This window comes from Paenibacillus kyungheensis (genome assembly GCF_028606985.1).
GTDB lineage: Bacteria > Bacillota > Bacilli > Paenibacillales > Paenibacillaceae > Saccharibacillus > Saccharibacillus kyungheensis.
This window is the reverse complement of record NZ_CP117416.1, coordinates 2,997,713-3,015,920: the sequence shown is the minus strand read 5'-3', so window position 1 is coordinate 3,015,920 and position 18,208 is coordinate 2,997,713. Positions and strand designations below refer to the sequence as shown.

At 39.3% G+C, this 18,208-nt stretch carries 15 protein-coding genes; 13 read left to right on the top strand and 2 right to left on the bottom strand.

Going from position 1 to position 18,208, the window contains the following annotated elements; translation table 11 throughout:
- The first annotated feature begins 1 nt into the window (after position 1).
- Genes PQ456_RS12820 through PQ456_RS12810 form a run of 3 tightly spaced genes read left to right on the top strand, consistent with a single transcriptional unit; the run spans position 2 to position 2,403 of the window.
- Entirely contained in the window at positions 2-769 is a 768-nt protein-coding gene (locus tag PQ456_RS12820; RefSeq protein WP_273612634.1) for a thiazole synthase, read from the top strand.
- A 2-nt stretch (positions 770-771) separates the two neighbouring features.
- Positions 772-1,830, top strand: a complete 1,059-nt coding sequence (locus PQ456_RS12815; protein WP_273616317.1) for a MoeB/ThiF family adenylyltransferase — start codon at positions 772-774, stop codon at positions 1,828-1,830.
- Positions 1,831-1,845: 15 nt separating this feature from the next.
- The gene (locus tag PQ456_RS12810; RefSeq protein WP_273612633.1) at positions 1,846-2,403 is read left to right on the top strand and encodes a GrpB family protein; all 558 of its coding nucleotides are present in this window, start codon (positions 1,846-1,848) and stop codon (positions 2,401-2,403) included.
- A gap of 373 nt (positions 2,404-2,776) precedes the next feature.
- Here PQ456_RS12810 and PQ456_RS12805 read toward each other — a convergent pair whose 3' ends face one another.
- Both PQ456_RS12805 and PQ456_RS12800 read right to left on the bottom strand, forming a co-directional pair.
- On the bottom strand, positions 2,777-3,424 hold the full coding sequence (locus PQ456_RS12805) for a thiamine diphosphokinase (RefSeq protein WP_273612632.1): 648 nt from the start codon (positions 3,422-3,424) through the stop codon (positions 2,777-2,779).
- 239 nt (positions 3,425-3,663) lie between these two features.
- Positions 3,664-4,398, bottom strand: coding sequence for an alpha/beta hydrolase (locus tag PQ456_RS12800; RefSeq protein ID WP_273612631.1), 735 nt, complete (start codon positions 4,396-4,398; stop codon positions 3,664-3,666).
- A 253-nt stretch (positions 4,399-4,651) separates the two neighbouring features.
- On the opposite strand from PQ456_RS12800, the gene pdhA reads away from it, so the two are divergent.
- The 10 genes from pdhA (at position 4,652) to PQ456_RS12750 (ending at position 18,199) form a co-directional block, all read left to right on the top strand.
- Entirely contained in the window at positions 4,652-5,719 is a 1,068-nt protein-coding gene (pdhA, locus tag PQ456_RS12795) for a pyruvate dehydrogenase (acetyl-transferring) E1 component subunit alpha (protein ID WP_069325966.1), read from the top strand.
- A gap of 83 nt (positions 5,720-5,802) precedes the next feature.
- Positions 5,803-6,780 carry an alpha-ketoacid dehydrogenase subunit beta gene (locus PQ456_RS12790; RefSeq protein WP_273612630.1) on the top strand — a complete coding sequence of 326 codons (978 nt, stop codon included), beginning with the start codon at positions 5,803-5,805 and terminating at the stop codon, positions 6,778-6,780.
- Between the two features lie 207 nt (positions 6,781-6,987).
- Positions 6,988-8,328: a dihydrolipoamide acetyltransferase family protein gene (locus tag PQ456_RS12785; protein ID WP_273612629.1), complete on the top strand. Its 1,341-nt coding sequence runs from the start codon at positions 6,988-6,990 to the stop codon at positions 8,326-8,328.
- Positions 8,329-8,331: 3 nt separating this feature from the next.
- Entirely contained in the window at positions 8,332-9,756 is a 1,425-nt protein-coding gene (gene lpdA / locus PQ456_RS12780) for a dihydrolipoyl dehydrogenase (RefSeq protein WP_273612628.1), read from the top strand.
- 228 nt (positions 9,757-9,984) lie between these two features.
- Positions 9,985-11,226 (top strand): GTP-binding protein, encoded by a 1,242-nt coding sequence (locus PQ456_RS12775; RefSeq protein ID WP_273612627.1) that lies wholly within the window; start codon positions 9,985-9,987, stop codon positions 11,224-11,226.
- A 272-nt stretch (positions 11,227-11,498) separates the two neighbouring features.
- Positions 11,499-11,648, top strand: a complete 150-nt coding sequence (gene rpmG, locus PQ456_RS12770) for a 50S ribosomal protein L33 (RefSeq protein ID WP_083243303.1) — start codon at positions 11,499-11,501, stop codon at positions 11,646-11,648.
- 307 nt (positions 11,649-11,955) lie between these two features.
- Entirely contained in the window at positions 11,956-12,750 is a 795-nt protein-coding gene (gene thyA, locus PQ456_RS12765) for a thymidylate synthase (RefSeq protein ID WP_273612626.1), read from the top strand.
- Positions 12,751-13,162: 412 nt separating this feature from the next.
- On the top strand, positions 13,163-13,651 hold the full coding sequence (locus PQ456_RS12760) for a dihydrofolate reductase (RefSeq protein ID WP_273612625.1): 489 nt from the start codon (positions 13,163-13,165) through the stop codon (positions 13,649-13,651).
- Positions 13,652-14,059: 408 nt separating this feature from the next.
- Positions 14,060-15,547: a glutamate synthase subunit beta gene (locus PQ456_RS12755; RefSeq protein ID WP_204823856.1), complete on the top strand. Its 1,488-nt coding sequence runs from the start codon at positions 14,060-14,062 to the stop codon at positions 15,545-15,547.
- Positions 15,548-15,868: 321 nt separating this feature from the next.
- The gene (locus PQ456_RS12750; protein ID WP_273612624.1) at positions 15,869-18,199 is read left to right on the top strand and encodes a type IA DNA topoisomerase; all 2,331 of its coding nucleotides are present in this window, start codon (positions 15,869-15,871) and stop codon (positions 18,197-18,199) included.
- Positions 18,200-18,208: the final 9 nt, after the last annotated feature.

Sequence of the window (18,208 nt, the reverse complement as noted above, 5' to 3'; positions counted from 1 at the left end):
TTTGTTAACGATAGGTACACATACATTTACATCGAGACTGTTACTAGGCACAGGGAAGTTTACAGATTTGCAGATTCAGAATCAGGCGGTAGAAGCATCAGGCACAGAAGTGCTAACATTTGCAGTAAGACGATTGAATCTAGAGCAAGTGAATGAACCGAATTTTCTAGAAATGTTAGATCTCAAAAAATATAAACTATTGCCTAATACCGCAGGAGCCAAAACAGCGGAAGAAGCTATTCGGATAGCACGTCTGGCAAAAGCTTCTGGATTATGTGATATGATAAAAGTAGAAGTTATCGGAGATGATACGTTGCTTTTACCTGATCCTTTGGAGACCGTCAAAGCTTGTGAAGTCTTGCTAGCAGAAGGATTTATTGTTCTGCCGTATATCTCTGATGATTATATGTTAGCCAAACGCTTACAGCAACTTGGTGTACATGCAATTATGCCTGGAGCTTCTCCGATCGGTTCCGGTAAAGGAATACTTAATCCTTCGGCGTTGCAATGGATTATTGATCAAGCGACTGTACCTGTGATTGTCGATGCCGGTATACGCTCACCGAAAGATGCTGCGTATGCGATGGAACTTGGAGCCGATGCGGTACTTCTTAATAGTGCTGTCTCTGGCGCAACGGATCCTGTCAAAATGGCAACAGCTATGAAGCTAGGTGTAGAAGCAGGACGATTAGGAAGGGAAGCAGGCATGATTCCTGTACGTGAGTATGCTGTGGCGAGCAGTCCAGCAGAAGGGATGATCACGACTTGAAGGTGAATAATACCAATAACCATCAACAACCAGAACAACATAATCGGTACTCCAGACAAGTGCGATTTACTCCTTTAGGTCAAAAAGGTCAGCAACATTTGACAGAAGCCACTGTGCTTATTGTAGGAGCTGGAGCTTTGGGTTCTAGCTCTGCAGAGACACTGGTTCGTGCAGGAGTAGGCAAAGTAATTATTGCAGATCGCGATTATGTAGAATGGAGTAATTTGCAAAGGCAACAACTGTTTACAGAACAAGATGCTCAAGATCGTATGCCCAAAGCTATCGCTGCTCAACGTCGTCTACAACAGATTAATTCTGACGTAACTATTGAAGCACATATTGCAGACGTAACGGCTGATGAAATGAATGATCTAGCCAAAGGGGTAGATCTGATCATGGATGCGACAGATAATTTTGAGACTCGATTAATGATTAATGATATTTCGCAAAAATATAATATTCCCTGGATATATGGTGGTTGTGTAGGAAGCTACGGCATTACATTTACGATTATTCCCGGAGTGACACCTTGTCTACAATGCTTAATGGAATCTGCACCACTTGGAGGAGATACTTGTGATACTTCAGGTATTATTCCTCCTGCTGTTCAGATGGTTGTAGCTCATCAGTGTACAGAAGCCATTAAGATTCTTAGTGGTAATACAGATCAATTACGTGGTACATTGTTATCATTTGACTTATGGAATAATGAACAGGTCTCTATCAAAATGAATAGTGCACGCAAGCCAAATTGTCCTTCTTGTGGTAGCCAACCTACGTATCCCCATCTCACTCAAGCGGGTCAAAGTAAAACAGAAGTACTATGCGGTAGAGATACGGTACAGATTCGTCCAGCACAAAAAATGATAATAGATCTAGAGCAGACCGCTCAACGCTTAGCTAGGCTTGAAGAAAATCAAGTGAGTGTTACTCCTTTTTTAGTATCTATGACGATGCCAAATGAACAGCGTTTTGTTATTTTCCGTGATGGTCGTGTTATGATACATGGTACAAAAGATATAGCAGAAGCACGCACTTTATATCATCGTTATTTTGGTTGAAAAGGAGGGAATAGGATGACTAATATTGAGAATGAATCGACATGGCCGATCTGGGCAACAGAATCAGTAGAGATTGCACCACCTGATCCACAATGGATAGAGCAGGGCAAATTCTATACAAATGAATTAACGCAGTTACTATCTCCTGTGGATATACAACATATTGAACATTTTGGTAGTACAGCGATACCTAATCTTCCTGCCAAACCTATTATAGATATGATGGCAATCACAGATTCATTTGATCAATTACCAGCTATTATTCCTATATTGGAAAAAGAAAATTGGCATTACGTTCCGCCTGAATTAGATGGTAAACAGCATCGCCGATTTTTTGTCAAAGTGATCAATGATAAGCGGGCAGCTCATTTGCATATCGTATTGCAACAAGGTCAGCAATGGCAAAATCAACTTCTGTTTCGGGATCGATTGATCGCACATCCAGAATGGGCAGAGCAATACGGGCAATTAAAGCAACATTTAGCGATAGACAACAAAGATGATCGAGAAGCATACACTCAAGCCAAAACAGAGTTTGTACAAAATATTCTAGATCATCATGACAAAATATAATTTTTAGGAATGAAAGAGTATAGAGTAAGAATCTATGTATAGTTGATCAACATAAGGGATAAGCGTGTATTACTTCTTATTTTGTTCTTGTTATTAGATACGGAAGATTCTACTTGCTTCATTAATTCTCATTACGAATGCTCATTACACAAAAAATCCATCGAACCAGCAATGCTCTCTGGTCGATGGATTTTTGATTTTGTTGCTTTTTAGTGATGATTTATTTTTACATATGTAGCAAAATAAAAGGATCAAACAAATATAGCAAAGTAAATAAAAGTAGCAAAGTGCATAAAAGAGTTAAACAAATCGATTCAATTGTAGTTACTTATTCAATAGAGTAGAGAACTATACTGCAGAAACGATATAACAATTAATCTCTACTCTGAATAATTAACAATAGACCGCCTTCGATACTGACTGTACCTTCTTCGTTGATTAGATGATTACTAATACCACGGGATTGACCCATCCGTAGAGTAGCTTGCTCTAATGGATATTGAAATCCGGTAAGATTAATGCCGGTCACTTCAGATGTAATAGGCAATAAAGAAATATAAGGGAAACCACGATTTTCAATAACGGCTTGTGTACTGGTAAGGGAAATATAATTATTCATATCCATAATGCTGCAACTCACCTGATGTTGAACTGCGCGCACAAGAAGTTGTACATTTGCCAACGTATGATCAAATCGTGTACCTAATGCCCCTAAAATTAAAATATCACGAATATGACGTTCCATCGCTATTTCAAAAGCAGCTTCGGTATCAGACCAATCTTTTTCAACCGAATCATAGACAATCAATTGATCACTGTTAGCTTTGATATTTTCCAGATCATGTTCACGATCGGTCAGTGAATCGAAGTCTCCTACAGCCACATGGGGATGAATACCATGTTCAATTAAAAATAGTGCTCCACGATCAGCACCAATAATCAAATCGTCTTCTTGAATTTGTTGCAAAAAGTCAGGATGTAATTGACCACCCGAGAAAATAATAGCACGCTTCATCAACATGAATCAGCCCTCGTTTCATCTCATACTAGAGATCTGTTGTATCGTTTATATGTGAATTTGGTATAAATAAAAAAAGATATATTGAAATTGTAGTTGCATAACTTTCTATCACACAGATACAATAGAAAAGACGAGCAATCAAACGAGTTATAGATTTTTTTGCTTATGAAAGCGCGAACATCAATATAAGCCGTTTGAAAGTTCGATTTCTACTGTAAGTACTTAAAGAACTACAAATTTTAGATTTCAGGTAAAAAGTATTTTAATGCAGCAGGAAGTTCTTTTTGCCAGAAGCCCCACAAATGTTTACCATCTTTTTCACTATATTGTACAGTTGCTCCACGTGCTTGCAAAAGATCACGAGTGTCGCGGTTTAATTGTACAAAATCGTAAATACCTGTATCGCTCTCAAAATCTGTTTCTTGCAGACCGACAATCATGTATACATTCAAATCTGTAAGATTTTGAGCTTGTGCGATAATATCCTGACTTTGTTGATAATAAGCACCGGATAGACTAATCACCTGCTGAAACAGTTCAGGATATAACAGGGACAGATGGATCGAAACGCTGCCGCCAAGTGAATCGCCAGCTAGAATTCGTTGATCTGGAGTGCGTCGCACAGGATATTTTTGCTCGATATATGGAATGATTTCTTCAGCAAAACAAGCGGTGTATTTTTCGAAGCGATCGCCAAATGGAGCATATTCTTGCGTTCTAATCTTCGTATTTACTTCTACACCTACGATAATAAAAGGCTCGATATTTTCATCTAAAATTAATTGGTTGGCATACGTAGCAATTCGACCAAAGTTGAAAAATTCTTCACCGTCCTGACAATATACTACAGGATAACTTAATACTTCATTATAGCCTGGCGGCAAGTAAATCCGTAATGTACGACTTTCACCAAGATGGCTGCTTTCGATTTGTTCTTTCAGTATTGTTCTTTTAAGATAACGGGAATCTGTCACAGTGATCACCTTTTTCGGGAATATTTTTTGCATTGCGTATCACAATGCGTTAAGATTGTTTCGTGCGGTCGTAAAGTCTTTGAATACAGAGATCGCAAAACTGTTATACAAATATTAACCTGCTGTTATACATACAATAATACACATATCTACTAAATTTCAATGTATGTTTTGACGAATGGAGTAGAACAGGTGTATAATAATTCTATAACAGCGGGACATGATATTCAAATTTTTTATTGAGGTGAATAAAATGAGCAAGGTTCCTTATGAAGTTTATACGGAGGACGTGGAAGCTCTTTCCGTTCTTTCTCCTGAAGGCAAAATCGTCAACAAAGATTTACTACCTGATCTTAACGATGATCAATTGAAAGAAATTATGTATCGTATGGTCTTCACACGTAGTTGGGATGATCGTGCAGTTAACTTAGGTCGTCAAGGTCGTCTTGGTTTCTATGCACCAGTATCTGGTCAAGAAGCTACAATGGTTGGTAGCGAATTCGCTTTGCAAAAAGAAGATTTCGTATGCCCGGGTTATCGTGATATTCCTCAGTTGGTATGGCACGGATTGCCACTTTATCAAGCATTCTTGTACTCTCGTGGACATCAACACGGTGGACAAATTCCTGATGGCGTTAACGTTTTAATGCCGCAAATCATCATTGGTGCACAAATTTTGCATGCAATGGGTATTGCTATGGCTTACAAATTGAAAAAACAAAAACAAGTTGTTATTGCTTACACAGGTGATGGTGGTTCTTCTGAAGGTGACTTCTATGAAGGTCTTAACTATGCTGGTGTATACAAATTGCCTGTTATTTTCTTTGTACAAAATAACGGTTATGCAATTACAACTCCTTTCGCAAAACAAACAGCTGCATTGTCGATCGCTCATAAAGCGGTTGCAGCAGGTATCAAAGGCGTAAAAGTAGACGGTATGGACGTTCTTGCTGTTATCAAAGCGGTCCAAGATGCTGCTGAACGTGGACGTAATGGTGAAGGTGCTACATTGATCGAAGCTGTTACTTACCGTTTCCGTCCTCACTCCATGTCTGATGATACGAGTAAATATCGTACTAAAGACGAAGAAGGTATCTGGAGTGAAAAAGATCCTATCGCTCGTCTTGCTAAATACTTGGCTGAAAAAGGTCTCTGGACTGATGAAGATACAGAGCGCGTAAGAGAAGAAGCTAAAGCTAAAGTAAACGAAGAAATCAAAAAAGCAGAGAAAACAGAGAAAATGACTGTTTCTGGCTTGATTGATAGCATGTTTGAACAAACACCTCAACACTTGGAAGAGCAAAAAGCTGATTTCGAATAAGAGGTTTCTAAAAATAGAGCGTTAATCTAGATCCTTGATGCGTGAACATGAACAGTGAAATGTTTAAGGAGGAAATGAAGCAAATGGCACAAATGAATATGAAAGAAGCGATTCGTGATGCGCTTCGCGTTGAATTGAAAAATGATCCTAATGTGATCCTTTTCGGAGAAGACGTAGGTCATGTTGGTGGCGTATTCCGCGCAACAGAAGGTCTGCAAGCAGAATTTGGTGAAGATCGTGTATTTGATACACCTCTTGCTGAGTCAGCTATCGGTGGTTTGGCAGTAGGTTTGGGTATCCAAGGATTCCGTCCTGTTGCTGAAATCCAATTCGTAGGTTTTATTTTTGAGGCACTTGACCAAATGGTTGTTCAAGCAGCTCGTATGCGTTACCGTTCTGGTGGCAAATACAATTCTCCAATCGTTTTCCGTACACCTTTCGGTGGCGGTGTAAAAGCGGCAGAATTGCATACTGATTCTCTAGAAGGCTTGCTTACACAAACTCCAGGTATCAAAGTGGTTATCCCTTCTAACCCTTACGATGCTAAAGGACTTATGATCGCATCTATCCGTGATAACGATCCTGTATTCTTTATGGAGCATTTGAACTTGTACCATGCATTCCGTGCAGAAGTACCTGAAGAAGCTTATACAGTAGAATTGGGTAAAGCAAACGTAGTACGTGAAGGTTCTGATGTAACAATCATCGCTTACGGCATGATGGTTCACACAGCAACTAAAGCGGCTGATCAATTGGCTGAAGAAGGAATCAAAGCAGAAATTATTGACCTTCGTACAGTAAGCCCGATTGATATTGATACAATCGTAGCTTCTATCCAAAAAACAAATCGTGCAATCGTTGTTCAAGAAGCACAAAAAAGTGCTGGCGTAGCGGCAGAAGTTATTGCACAAATCAATGAAAAAGCAATCTTGCACTTGGAAGCTCCAGTACTGCGTGTAGCAGGACCGGATACTGTTTATCCATTTGCACAAATTGAAGATTCTTGGTTGCCATCACCTAAACGTGTTATTGATGCAGTCAAAAAAGTAGTTCAATTCTAAAATAGTTTTTATTGTCAAAAGGCGGGTACATGAGCATATTCATTCAGTTTGATGATCGTCCTTTGGATACTCGTTAAATCGAAGAATATAATTTTGCGGACGCCTTTTGGCTTTGAAATATGCACTAAATAGATTAGGTAAAGAGATATTGCTGAATGATAGGAGTGGAATCAATTGTTCAGCAATCTAAATAGGGAGGTTTTGCAAGTGGCAAAATTTATTTATAAATTTCCAGAGCTTGGTGAAGGTTTGCATGAAGGCGAAATCATCAAAATGCATATCAAACCAGGTGATAAAGTAACAGACGATAGCATCATCATGGAAGTACAAAATGATAAAGCAGTAGTTGAAGTACCTTGTCCAGTTGATGGAACAGTACTTGAAGTATTGACGAAAGACGGTCAAATTTGTCATGTAGGCGAAACGGTAGCAATTATCGAAGCTGAAGGTGACATTCCAGATCAAGACGAAGAAGAAACAGCTCCAGAACAAAAGAGCGGTCAAGAACAAGAATCTGTTCAAGGCGGAGTAGATACAACTTCATCTCCTGCTGCTGACAGCCCTGCTGATGCAAAAGAAGGTAAAGAAACAAATGCTTCTACACCAGCAGCTCCTAACAAAGATGTTCTAGCTACTCCAAGCGTTCGTAAATTTGCTCGTGAGCAAGGTGTTGATCTAGCACAAGTTAGCGGCACTGGTAACAACGGTAAAATTACACGTGAAGATGTAGAATCTTTCAAACAAGGTGGAGGACAAGTTTCTTCTCAAACTACAGAAGTAGCAGCAGAAGAAAAAACATCTTCTCCAGTAGCACCAGCGGCAGCTCCTACAGCTATCGCAACAGGTGGAGACGAAGAGCGCGTACCATTCAAAGGTATTCGTAAAGCGATCTCTAACGCTATGGTTAAATCTGCATACACAGCTCCACACGTAACGATTATGGACGAAGTAGACGTTACAGAATTGGTAGCTTTCCGTACGCGTATGAAACCACTTGCTGAGAAAAAAGGCATCAAAGTAACATACTTGCCATTCATCGTAAAAGCACTTGTTGCTGCTACTCGTGAATTCCCAGCATTGAACGCTTCTATCGACGAAGCTTCTAACGAAATTGTTTACAAAAAACATTATGATGTAGGTATTGCTACAGACACAGATAACGGTCTAATCGTTCCTGTTGTTAAAGATGCAGATCGTAAGAGCATCTTCATGATCGCAAGCACAATCAATGATTTGGCTGTACGTGGTCGCGAAGGTAAATTGTCTGCTAATGAAATGCGTGGAAGCACAATTTCTATCTCTAACATCGGTTCTGCTGGCGGTATGTTCTTTACTCCAATCATCAACTTCCCAGAAGTTGCGATCTTGGGAACTGGACGTATCAGCGAAAAAGCTGTTGTTAAAAATGGCGAAATCGTAGCAGCACCTGTAATGGCTCTATCCCTAAGCTTTGACCACCGTATTATCGATGGTGCAACAGCACAGAACTTTATGAACTTTATCAAATCACTTCTCGCTAATCCCGAGTTGCTGGTTATGGAGGTGTAATCAATGGTAGTAGGCGATGCTTCACTCGATATTGATACTTTAGTTATTGGTGCAGGACCTGGTGGATATGTAGCTGCAATTCGTGCGGCTCAATTGGGTCAAAAAGTTTTGATCGTAGATAAATCCGAACTAGGCGGCGTCTGTTTGAACCGTGGTTGTATTCCTTCTAAAGCGCTAATCTCTGCAGCTCACCAATTCGAAGCTGCACAACATGGCGAAGCTTTCGGTATTACAGCTGAAAATGTAAAAGTGGATTTCTCCAAAACTCAAGAATTCAAATCAGGCGTTGTTAAAAAAATGACTTCTGGTGTAGCTGGATTGTTGAAAGGTAACAAAGTAGAAGTATTCCAAGGCGAATGCATGTTCATTAACCAAAATGAAGCACGTGTATTCAACGATCATGAATCTCCTCGTTACCGTTTCAAAAACTGTATTATTGCAACAGGTTCTCGTCCAATCGAACTTAAAGCATTCCCATTTGGTGGACGTATTCTTTCTTCTACAGAAGCATTGAATTTACCTGAAATTCCGAAAAGCATGGTTGTTATCGGCGGTGGTTACATCGGCGCTGAGCTTAGCCAAATGTATGCTAAATTCGGTACTAAAATTACAATCATCGAAGGTCTGGATACAGTATTGCCAGGATTCGATAAAGATATGACTAGCCTTGTTGCTAAAAACATGAAGAAATCCGGTATGGAAATCTTCACGAACGCGAAAGCGGAAAGCGCAGAGCAAACAGATAAAGATGTAACTGTTAAATTCAGCGTTGGTGGCGAAGCTAAAGAAGTTACAGCAGAATACTTGCTAGTAACAGTTGGTCGTCGTCCTAACACTGATGGTGAGTTGGGTCTTGATCTAATTGAGATGGAATTGGACGATCGTGGTTTGATCAAAATTGATCACCAAGGACGCACAAACATTCCTCACATCTTCGCTATCGGTGATATCGTTGCTGGTCCTGCTCTAGCTCACAAAGCTTCTTACGAAGCTAAAGTAGTAGCTGAAGTTATTGCTGGTGAATCTTCTGTAATTGATTACAAATGTGTTCCGGCTGTTGTATTTACAGATCCAGAATGCTCTAGTGTTGGTTACACAGAGACAGAAGCAAAAGAAAAAGGATACAAAGTATCTGCTGGTAAATTCCCTTATGCAGGTAACGGTCGCGCAACTTCTTTGAATAACACAGAAGGTTTCGTGAAAATCGTAGCAGACGAAGAAACAGGTCTTGTTCTTGGTTCTCAAATCGTAGGTTTGGAAGCTTCTAACATGATCGCTGAAATGGGTCTTGCTATCGAAATGGGCGCAACTCTTGAAGATTTGGCATTGACTATCCATGCGCATCCAACATTGGGTGAAATCGTAATGGAAGCGGCTGAATTGGTTATGGGTCACCCTATCCATGTTATCGCTCCACGCAAAAAATAATAAATAAACAGTTATGTTATATATCATCGTACTCTTATCTACATCACTGTATATAGCATAAGTTGTTACTCAAAGCCGTCAGAATACATTTCTGACGGCTTTTTGCTGTTTTTTATAAATACATAAAATAAGAATCTTCCACAAAATAATTGACAATCATGCTATCAATAGGTGTATAATCTTTTAATAGTAATTATTACGATTAAAAGTGTGATGGGGGACAATATTATGGTAATCAATCAACAAGCGAAAATTCCAGTGACCGTACTTAGTGGTTATTTAGGTTCAGGCAAAACAACGGTTCTTAATTATGTACTTAATAACCGTGATGGATTAAAAGTAGCTGTGATCGTCAATGATATGAGTGAAGTGAATATTGATGCAGGTTTAATCAAATCAGGAAGTACATTATCTCGAACAGAAGAAAAGCTAGTAGAAATTTCGAATGGATGTATTTGTTGTACATTACGAGACGATCTTTTATTAGAAGTAAAGCAGTTAGCAGAAGAAGGTCGATTTGATTATATCCTGATAGAGTCGTCTGGGATTAGTGAACCTATTCCTGTTGCTCAGACATTTAGTTATGCAGATGACTCACTAGCATTTGATTTAACTACTATTACACGTCTGGATTGTCTAGTGACTGTTGTAGATAGTAATCGGTTCTGGCATGATTATGAGTCTGGCGAAACACTTCTAGAGCGAGGAGAAGCCGTAGGTGAGGATGATACTCGGGATGTGGTCGATTTATTGATCGATCAGATTGAGACTTGTGATGTAGTTATTTTGAATAAATGCGATCTTGTTAGTGAATCAGAATTAAATAAATTAGAAGCGGTTATTCATAAACTTCAACCAAGTGCACGTATTATCCGTACTACCAAAGGTCAAATTGATCCTAAAGAAATTTTAAATACTCATTTATTCGATATGGAGAAAGCTTCTACTTCCGCAGGATGGATGCAAGAGTTACAAAAGGATCATCATACTCCTGAAACTGAAGAATACGGTATTCATTCTTTTGTATATCGACGTAGACGTCCTTTTGCACCACAGCGATTGTACGATTTTATGGAAGAATGGCCTGAATCGATTATACGAGCTAAAGGATTAGTCTGGTTAGCTACAGGCGAAGATGTAGCAGCTACATTAGGACAAGCAGGCACATCAATTCAATTTGGTCCTGCTGGCCATTGGGTAGCAGCATTACCTGAAGTTGAACGACAGCAGATTTTAGCAGAAGAACCAGAACTATTGGAACAATGGGATCAGCAGTGGGGAGATCGTATGACAGAGGTCGTTTTTATCGGCATAGAATTGGATCAATTGAAAATGGAGTCTGAACTAGATCAGTGCCTGTTAACCGATCAGGAGATGGAGCTAGATTGGTCCACACTGAATAATCCGTTACCCTGGGTAACATCGGAAGAGGATCATGTGAATGAAGCTGTAACACATTTGTTTGGTTGATAATTGCAGGTGAATTCATATCCTATGTTGTACATTTCTTTTCAAAAAATCAAGCGTATTCAATGTAAATATACAACAATCTATGATATAATAGAAAAGGCTGTTGGACATCATATCTGTTCGGTAGTGAACAGATTGAGAAAAGATTTAACCTATCCTTTAATGAATATGGTGTTTTTCTGAAAATTGAAGTTGAACATTTTTCACAATTAGGGTACATTAGTATAGTTGAATATTTTTGTCTATTAATTAGTGAAGTGAGGTGAATTCACATGCGCGTTATCGTAACTATGGCATGCACAGAGACTGGCGACCGTAATTATACTACAACCAAGAACAAAAGAAATCATCCAGAACGTCTTGAGTTGAAAAAATATTGCCCACGTCTAAAAAAATACACGATCCATCGTGAAACTCGTTAATATCTATTAACGTCTAAACGTTCGCCCATCTGTTTTATACAGATGGGTGTTTGTGTTTTTTAGAACCTTTTTAGAGTACTATGTAGCTTTTAGCATGATATTGAAATGTATAAAACCGTACTTCGCTGTTCAGCGTTATGTTTTCATACATCTATTTTAGGATTGAATATAATTATTATCTATTTTATCAATACCTAAGAGTTGTATCTTGATCTGATTTTTACTATCATAATAAGAAGCTAGATAGATACAGATATAGGTATATCTCATATTGAACGTTTAGCGAAGTCTTATGATGAGGTGAATTATGAAAGTATATTTAGAGCTATTACAAGATATTTTGGATCATGGTGCAGAAAAATCAGATCGTACTGGAACCGGAACGACATCTGTTTTTGGTAGACAAATGCGTATTGATTTGCAAAAAGGTTTTCCTTTACTAACAACGAAGAGGTTACATACTCGTTCGATTATACATGAATTGTTATGGTTTCTTAGTGGGAGTACGAATATTAAATATTTGCAAGATAATGGCGTTACGATCTGGGATGAATGGGCAGATGAAGAAGGAAATCTAGGACGTGTGTATGGAGCACAGTGGAGAACATGGCGCGGGCCCGGTGGAGAAGTGATTGACCAGATTACATCGGTAATCGAAAGTATTAAAAATAATCCAGACTCACGTCGTCATATTGTAAATGCTTGGAATGCAGCAGAAGTAGATGCGATGGCTTTGCCACCTTGTCATTATGCTTTCCAATTTTATGTAGCCAACGGCAAATTGTCTTGCATGTTCCAGATGCGATCGGTAGATACTTTCTTAGGATTGCCATTTAATCTGGCTTCGTATGCACTTCTCACTCATATGGTTGCACAGCAATGCGATCTGGAAGTGGGCGATCTGGTATGGACGGGTGGAGATGTTCATATCTATGCTAACCATATGGAGCAAGCGAAATTACAGTTAACCAGAGAACCGTATCCATTGCCTCAGCTTCGTCTGGCTCGCAAACCGGATTCGATTTTTGATTATCATTTTGATGATTTTGTTTTTGAAAATTATGAGTATCATCCAGGAATCAAAGCACCTATTTCGGTATAATAAAATAGCCTATTCTGTTGTTTTACAAAGAACTCTTAACATCTTTTCTGTAACAAGAAAAAGAAGTAAGAGTTTTTTTGTATAGTAAAATAACTTTGAGAAGCGCTATATGTATTACTCTCAAGTCTGTGCACCCAGTAGATTAGAATTAAATTACTACATCAATAAAAAACGAAGTAGATCAGCAAAAAGAACGAAACAGCTCAACTAAAAGATAGGTAATGATTAAATTTATGAATGACTATCTATAAAATATTTTATATATTGCTTTTTGGCAAATGATTGAGTATGTAAGGTTATAAAAGGTTCGGGATTTGGATAATAATGTGATGCCAATGACAGGTTTTGATGATATGATACAGTATAAACCTGTCTTAACGTATATTTTGGACATATGGAGGTCGTAATTGGAATGACGATTACAATGATATGGGCGCAAGCAAGCAACGGAGTCATTGGCAAAAATAATGACTTACCCTGGCGATTGCCCCGCGATATGGCTTATTTCAAACAACAGACTCAGCACAAAACAGTAATAATGGGACGCAAAACATGGGAATCATTTGGTGGTAAGCCGCTACCCAATCGTCGTAATATTATCCTGACACGAAGTCATGATTTTCAAGCTAATGATGCTGAAGTTGTATATTCAGTAGAGGAAGCGATCCAGCTTGCAGATCCAGAGCAGGAATTAATGGTTATCGGTGGCTCTACAATTTATAAGCAGTTTTTGGATCATGCAGATCGTTTGTTAGTTACAGACATCGATCATGATTTTGCAGGAGATACGTATTTTCCAGAGGTAGATTGGTCGAAATGGAAAGAAGTTTCTACTACTCAAGGTGTGCGAGATGACAAAAACGATTATAATTATTATTTTAAAGAATATTTGCATATTTAATCATTTTATGAGATATTTATGCGAAAATAAAAATCAGCTATCTATGCAGTAAACTATAATCAGCATTAATATTCATTTGAGCATGTATTAAAAGTATACGCTCTATCACAACGTTCAATGATTATAGTGGAAAATTACGCAACGCCAAGAAATAAGCTTGCAAGATGTTTCACCACGGTGTAATCTCTATGTAAAAAGTACAAACAATCATGCGCATAATCCATTTTGTATTTATTTGTGTGAATGATAATCTAGAAAATAAACTTATTACAAGCAAGTATTGTGTTTTACAAGTAGTAAGACGACACCTAGATTCACTAAATAAAGAGAAGGTAACAAGATTGGATATCATAAAAATATCTGTACAACAAGCTTAGCAGTGACAGAACGGATGGGGGAAATGTTAAAATGTCTACACCAACTGGATTCATGGAATACAAAAGACAAATTCCCGCGGATCGCAATCCGCTTGAACGCGTAAAAGATTGGCAAGAGTTCCACAAACATATGGCAGAAGATGAGCTCCGTACACAAGGCGCTAGATGTATGGATTGTGGCACACCTTACTGTCACACAGGAATGGATATGGCTGGTGGAACTTTTGGTTGTCCGGTTCATAACTTGATTCCTGAATGGAATAACTTGGTGTATCGTGGATTGTGGAGAGAAGCGCTAGAGCGTCTACACAAAACAAATAATTTTCCTGAATTTACAGGGCGTATCTGTCCAGCACCGTGCGAAGGTTCGTGTACGGTAGGTCTGATCGGACAACCGGTAACGATCAAAACCATTGAAGAAGCGATTATTGAAAAAGGTTTTGAAGAAGGTTGGGTTGTTCCACAACCACCTGAAAAACGTACAGGTCGTCGTGTAGCGGTTATCGGATCAGGTCCAGCCGGTCTGGCGTGTGCAGCACAATTAAATAAAGCAGGTCATTCTGTTACTGTCTATGAGCGGTCTGATCGTGTTGGTGGATTGCTAACGTATGGTATTCCAACAATGAAATTAGACAAAGGTATTGTTCAGCGTCGTGTTGACCTTTTGATCGCAGAAGGTATCGAATTTATTACAGGTACAGAAATTGGAAAAGATATTCCTGCGCAACAATTGGTTGATGAATATGATGCTGTGATACTTTGTGGCGGTGCAACGAAACCGCGTGAATTCAATATTGAAGGCAGCGAGTTAAACGGTGTTGTCTATGCTATGGATTTCCTAAACGGTTCGATTAAAAGTTATCTGGATAGCAATCTTGAAGACGGTAATTATTTATCTGCTCAAGATAAAAATGTTATTGTGATCGGCGGCGGTGATACTGGTTCTGACTGTGTAGCTACTTCGGTTCGTCATGGTTGCAGTACAGTCACTCAATTCGGTACGCATGACAAAGCGCCTTTAGAACGTGATCCTATTAGTAACCCGTGGCCACAATTCCCTAATGTGTACACATTGGATTATGCACAAGAAGAAGCAAAAGCGATATTCGGTAGTGACCCACGTGAATTCTCAATCATGACGACTAAATTTGTTGGTGATGAAAATGGTAACTTGAAAGAGTTGCATACGATTCAGATTCAACGTATTGTCGATGAGACCGGTCGTAAAATCTATCAACCAATCCCAGGTACAGAAAAAGTATTCCCTGCGGAACTTGCACTAATTGCTATCGGATTTGATGGTCCTGAACAAACGTTGCCACAACAATTAGGCCTAGCAACAGATCGCTGGACGAATGTTAAAGCACGTTATGGTAAATACAATACCAATGTAGATAAAGTATTTGCTGCTGGTGATATGCGTCGTGGACAAAGTCTAGTCGTATGGGCGATCAATGAAGGACGCGAAGCTGCGCGTGAAGTGGATAAATATTTGATGGGTTCAACAGTGCTTGTATAACAGAAGTCATAGATTAATGAATTAGTAGAGTGATCTCTATGTGATAACCAATGCCATACCAAGATATCATTCAATAAAAGCTATTGTTAGCTAAGATTAGTTCTAGCTGACGGTAGCTTTTATTATGTTGATCTGTCTTATCGATCATTATTATTTCAAGGTAGACATAAACATAGAAACACAAAACTTCAATCGAAATTTGGACGATGCTATGTTATAATAAATAGCAATAGCAAGTACGTGGGCAAGGGGGCTACACTCCAGGGTGTGGTCCCTTTTTGTCGCTAAGATACAATCCATTCCCGGAAAGGAATGAACGAAATGAAAATATTAATCGTAGCAGAAAAGCCTGATATGGGACGGAATATTGCTGCTGTGATGGAGCCTAAAGCACGCAATCACCGTACATATTTGGAAGGGGAACAATATATTATTACTTGGGCAATCGGTCATTTAATAGGACTCGCAGAACCCGATGCTTATGATCCCAAATATAAAAAATGGAACTTCGGCGATCTTCCTATTATTCCAGAGCAATTCAAAATTGTACCTAACCCTCGAACCAAAGATCAATTGAATACGATCGGAGAACTTGCTAAGCGCTGTGACCGCATTGTAAACGCCTGTGATGCCGGGCGGGAAGGTCAGCATATATTTGCGTTAATCCAGCGTCAATTGAAGCTTACACAGCCTGTCAAGCGCTTATGGATATCAGATCTTACACCGGAAAGTATTCGCAAAGGATTTGTTGAATTAAAAGACGGACAGGAATTTGAGAATTTAACCCGGGCAGCGAGAGCACGAAGTGAAGCGGACTGGTTAATCGGTATGAATGCGTCTCGCGCTTTTACGATTAAACATAATAATTTATTGTCTGTAGGACGTGTACAGACGCCCGTACTAGCTTTAATCTATGATCGCCAGAAAGAAATCGAAGCGTTTGATTCGCAAACGTTTTATGAAGTGAGAGCTACATTCAAGCAGGCAGACAAAAGTTATACAGGGGTGTGGCAAGGTGATCGGATTACCGATCAAGCCAAAGGACAAGCGATTGTTGATAAAGTAAAAGGTAAACAAGGACGTATTACCAAATACGATATCCGTGAAAGTAAAGAGTATCCGTATAAACTGTATGATCTTACCTTGTTACAACGGGATGCGAATGCCAAATTTGGTTACTCAGCCAAAAAAACGCTTGATACCGCGCAAGCTCTTTATGAAAAGCATAAAGTCATCAGCTATCCGCGTACCAACTCTAACTATGTTACCGAGCAAAATATTGATGGGATGCATAAAGTGTTAGGAATGCTCAAAAACACACCGTATGAACAACTGGCAGAAGGCGCAGAAGGCAAACGCGTCCATGTTAACAATAAAGCGGTTTGCAATCCTTCTAAAGTGGAAGATCACCATGCGATTTTACCTACGTTGAAAAAGCCGGGTACACTGAGCAAAGAAGAACAGCAATTGTATGATCTGATTGTACGTCGTTTTCTAGCACAATTTTATCCACCTGCTGAATACAAGCATCATACTGTAATGACTACTGTAGAGCAGGAAACATTCAAAACAGCAGTCAAAGAATTATTGTTTTTGGGATGGAAAGCTACATTGCCTGATAAAGATAAATCCAAATCTTCCAGTAGATCTTCAACCAAAAGTGAAAATGGTAAAGAAGAAGAGCCAGAGGAAGAAGTACAAGAACCATTTGTTATTGATGATAAGCAACCTGTGCAATGTAGCAAAGCAGAAGTGAAAGAAAAAGCGACTCAACCGCCCAAGCATTATACAGAAGGTACTTTGCTCAAAGCGATGGAAAGTGCAGGCAAGCAGATCGAGAATGAAGAATTGCGTGATGCGATGAAAGAGTCAGGTCTGGGTACACCAGCTACACGAGCGGCAACGATAGAACGACTGAAGCAAGTCGGATATATTAATACTCAAGGTAAAAAGATGGAGTTAACGTTAAAAGGACGTGCTGCTATCGAATTGATTCGTGCGGCTGGAGTAGAACTTCTCACTTCGCCAGAAATGACAGGGCAATGGGAGCGTCGGCTTAATCAGATTTCACGTGGAGAAGCAGATTCTGATCGCTTTTTGGAAAGTGTGAAGAAATTCGCCGCCTCTGTGATCGAAAAAGTAAAAACACAATCACCTGCTATTGCCGGACGATTTGGCGATGAATCACGTTCAACGGGTAAAGGTAACCGTTCATCGAAATCTACACGTACTACTGCAAGTAAAGGAAGTGCAAGTACAACCAATCGTAGTAAAAGCAGTGCTACAAGCAAATCAACTGCTAAATCAGCATCCACTTCTTCTGCATCAACAGCCAAATCGGCTACAGCTACTGTATCGATGGGAGCGGCTGGAAAACATACAGCACTTGGTAAATGCCCGAATGCTAATTGTGGCGGACAAATTATAGAAGGGCGCAAAGGATACGGTTGTTCGCATTTCAAACAAGGATGTACTTTTGTGATCTGGAAAGAATTTGCCGGTAAAAAAATATCGGTCTCTATGCTCAAAACGTTATTACAAAAAGGCGAGACTCAAGCTCTTGCTTTCAAAAAAGGAAATGAAACGCATAAAGGACGAATCAAACTGGTCGATCAGGAATCTGGAAAATTGATCGTAGAAGCTGTGAAATAAACGTAGTAG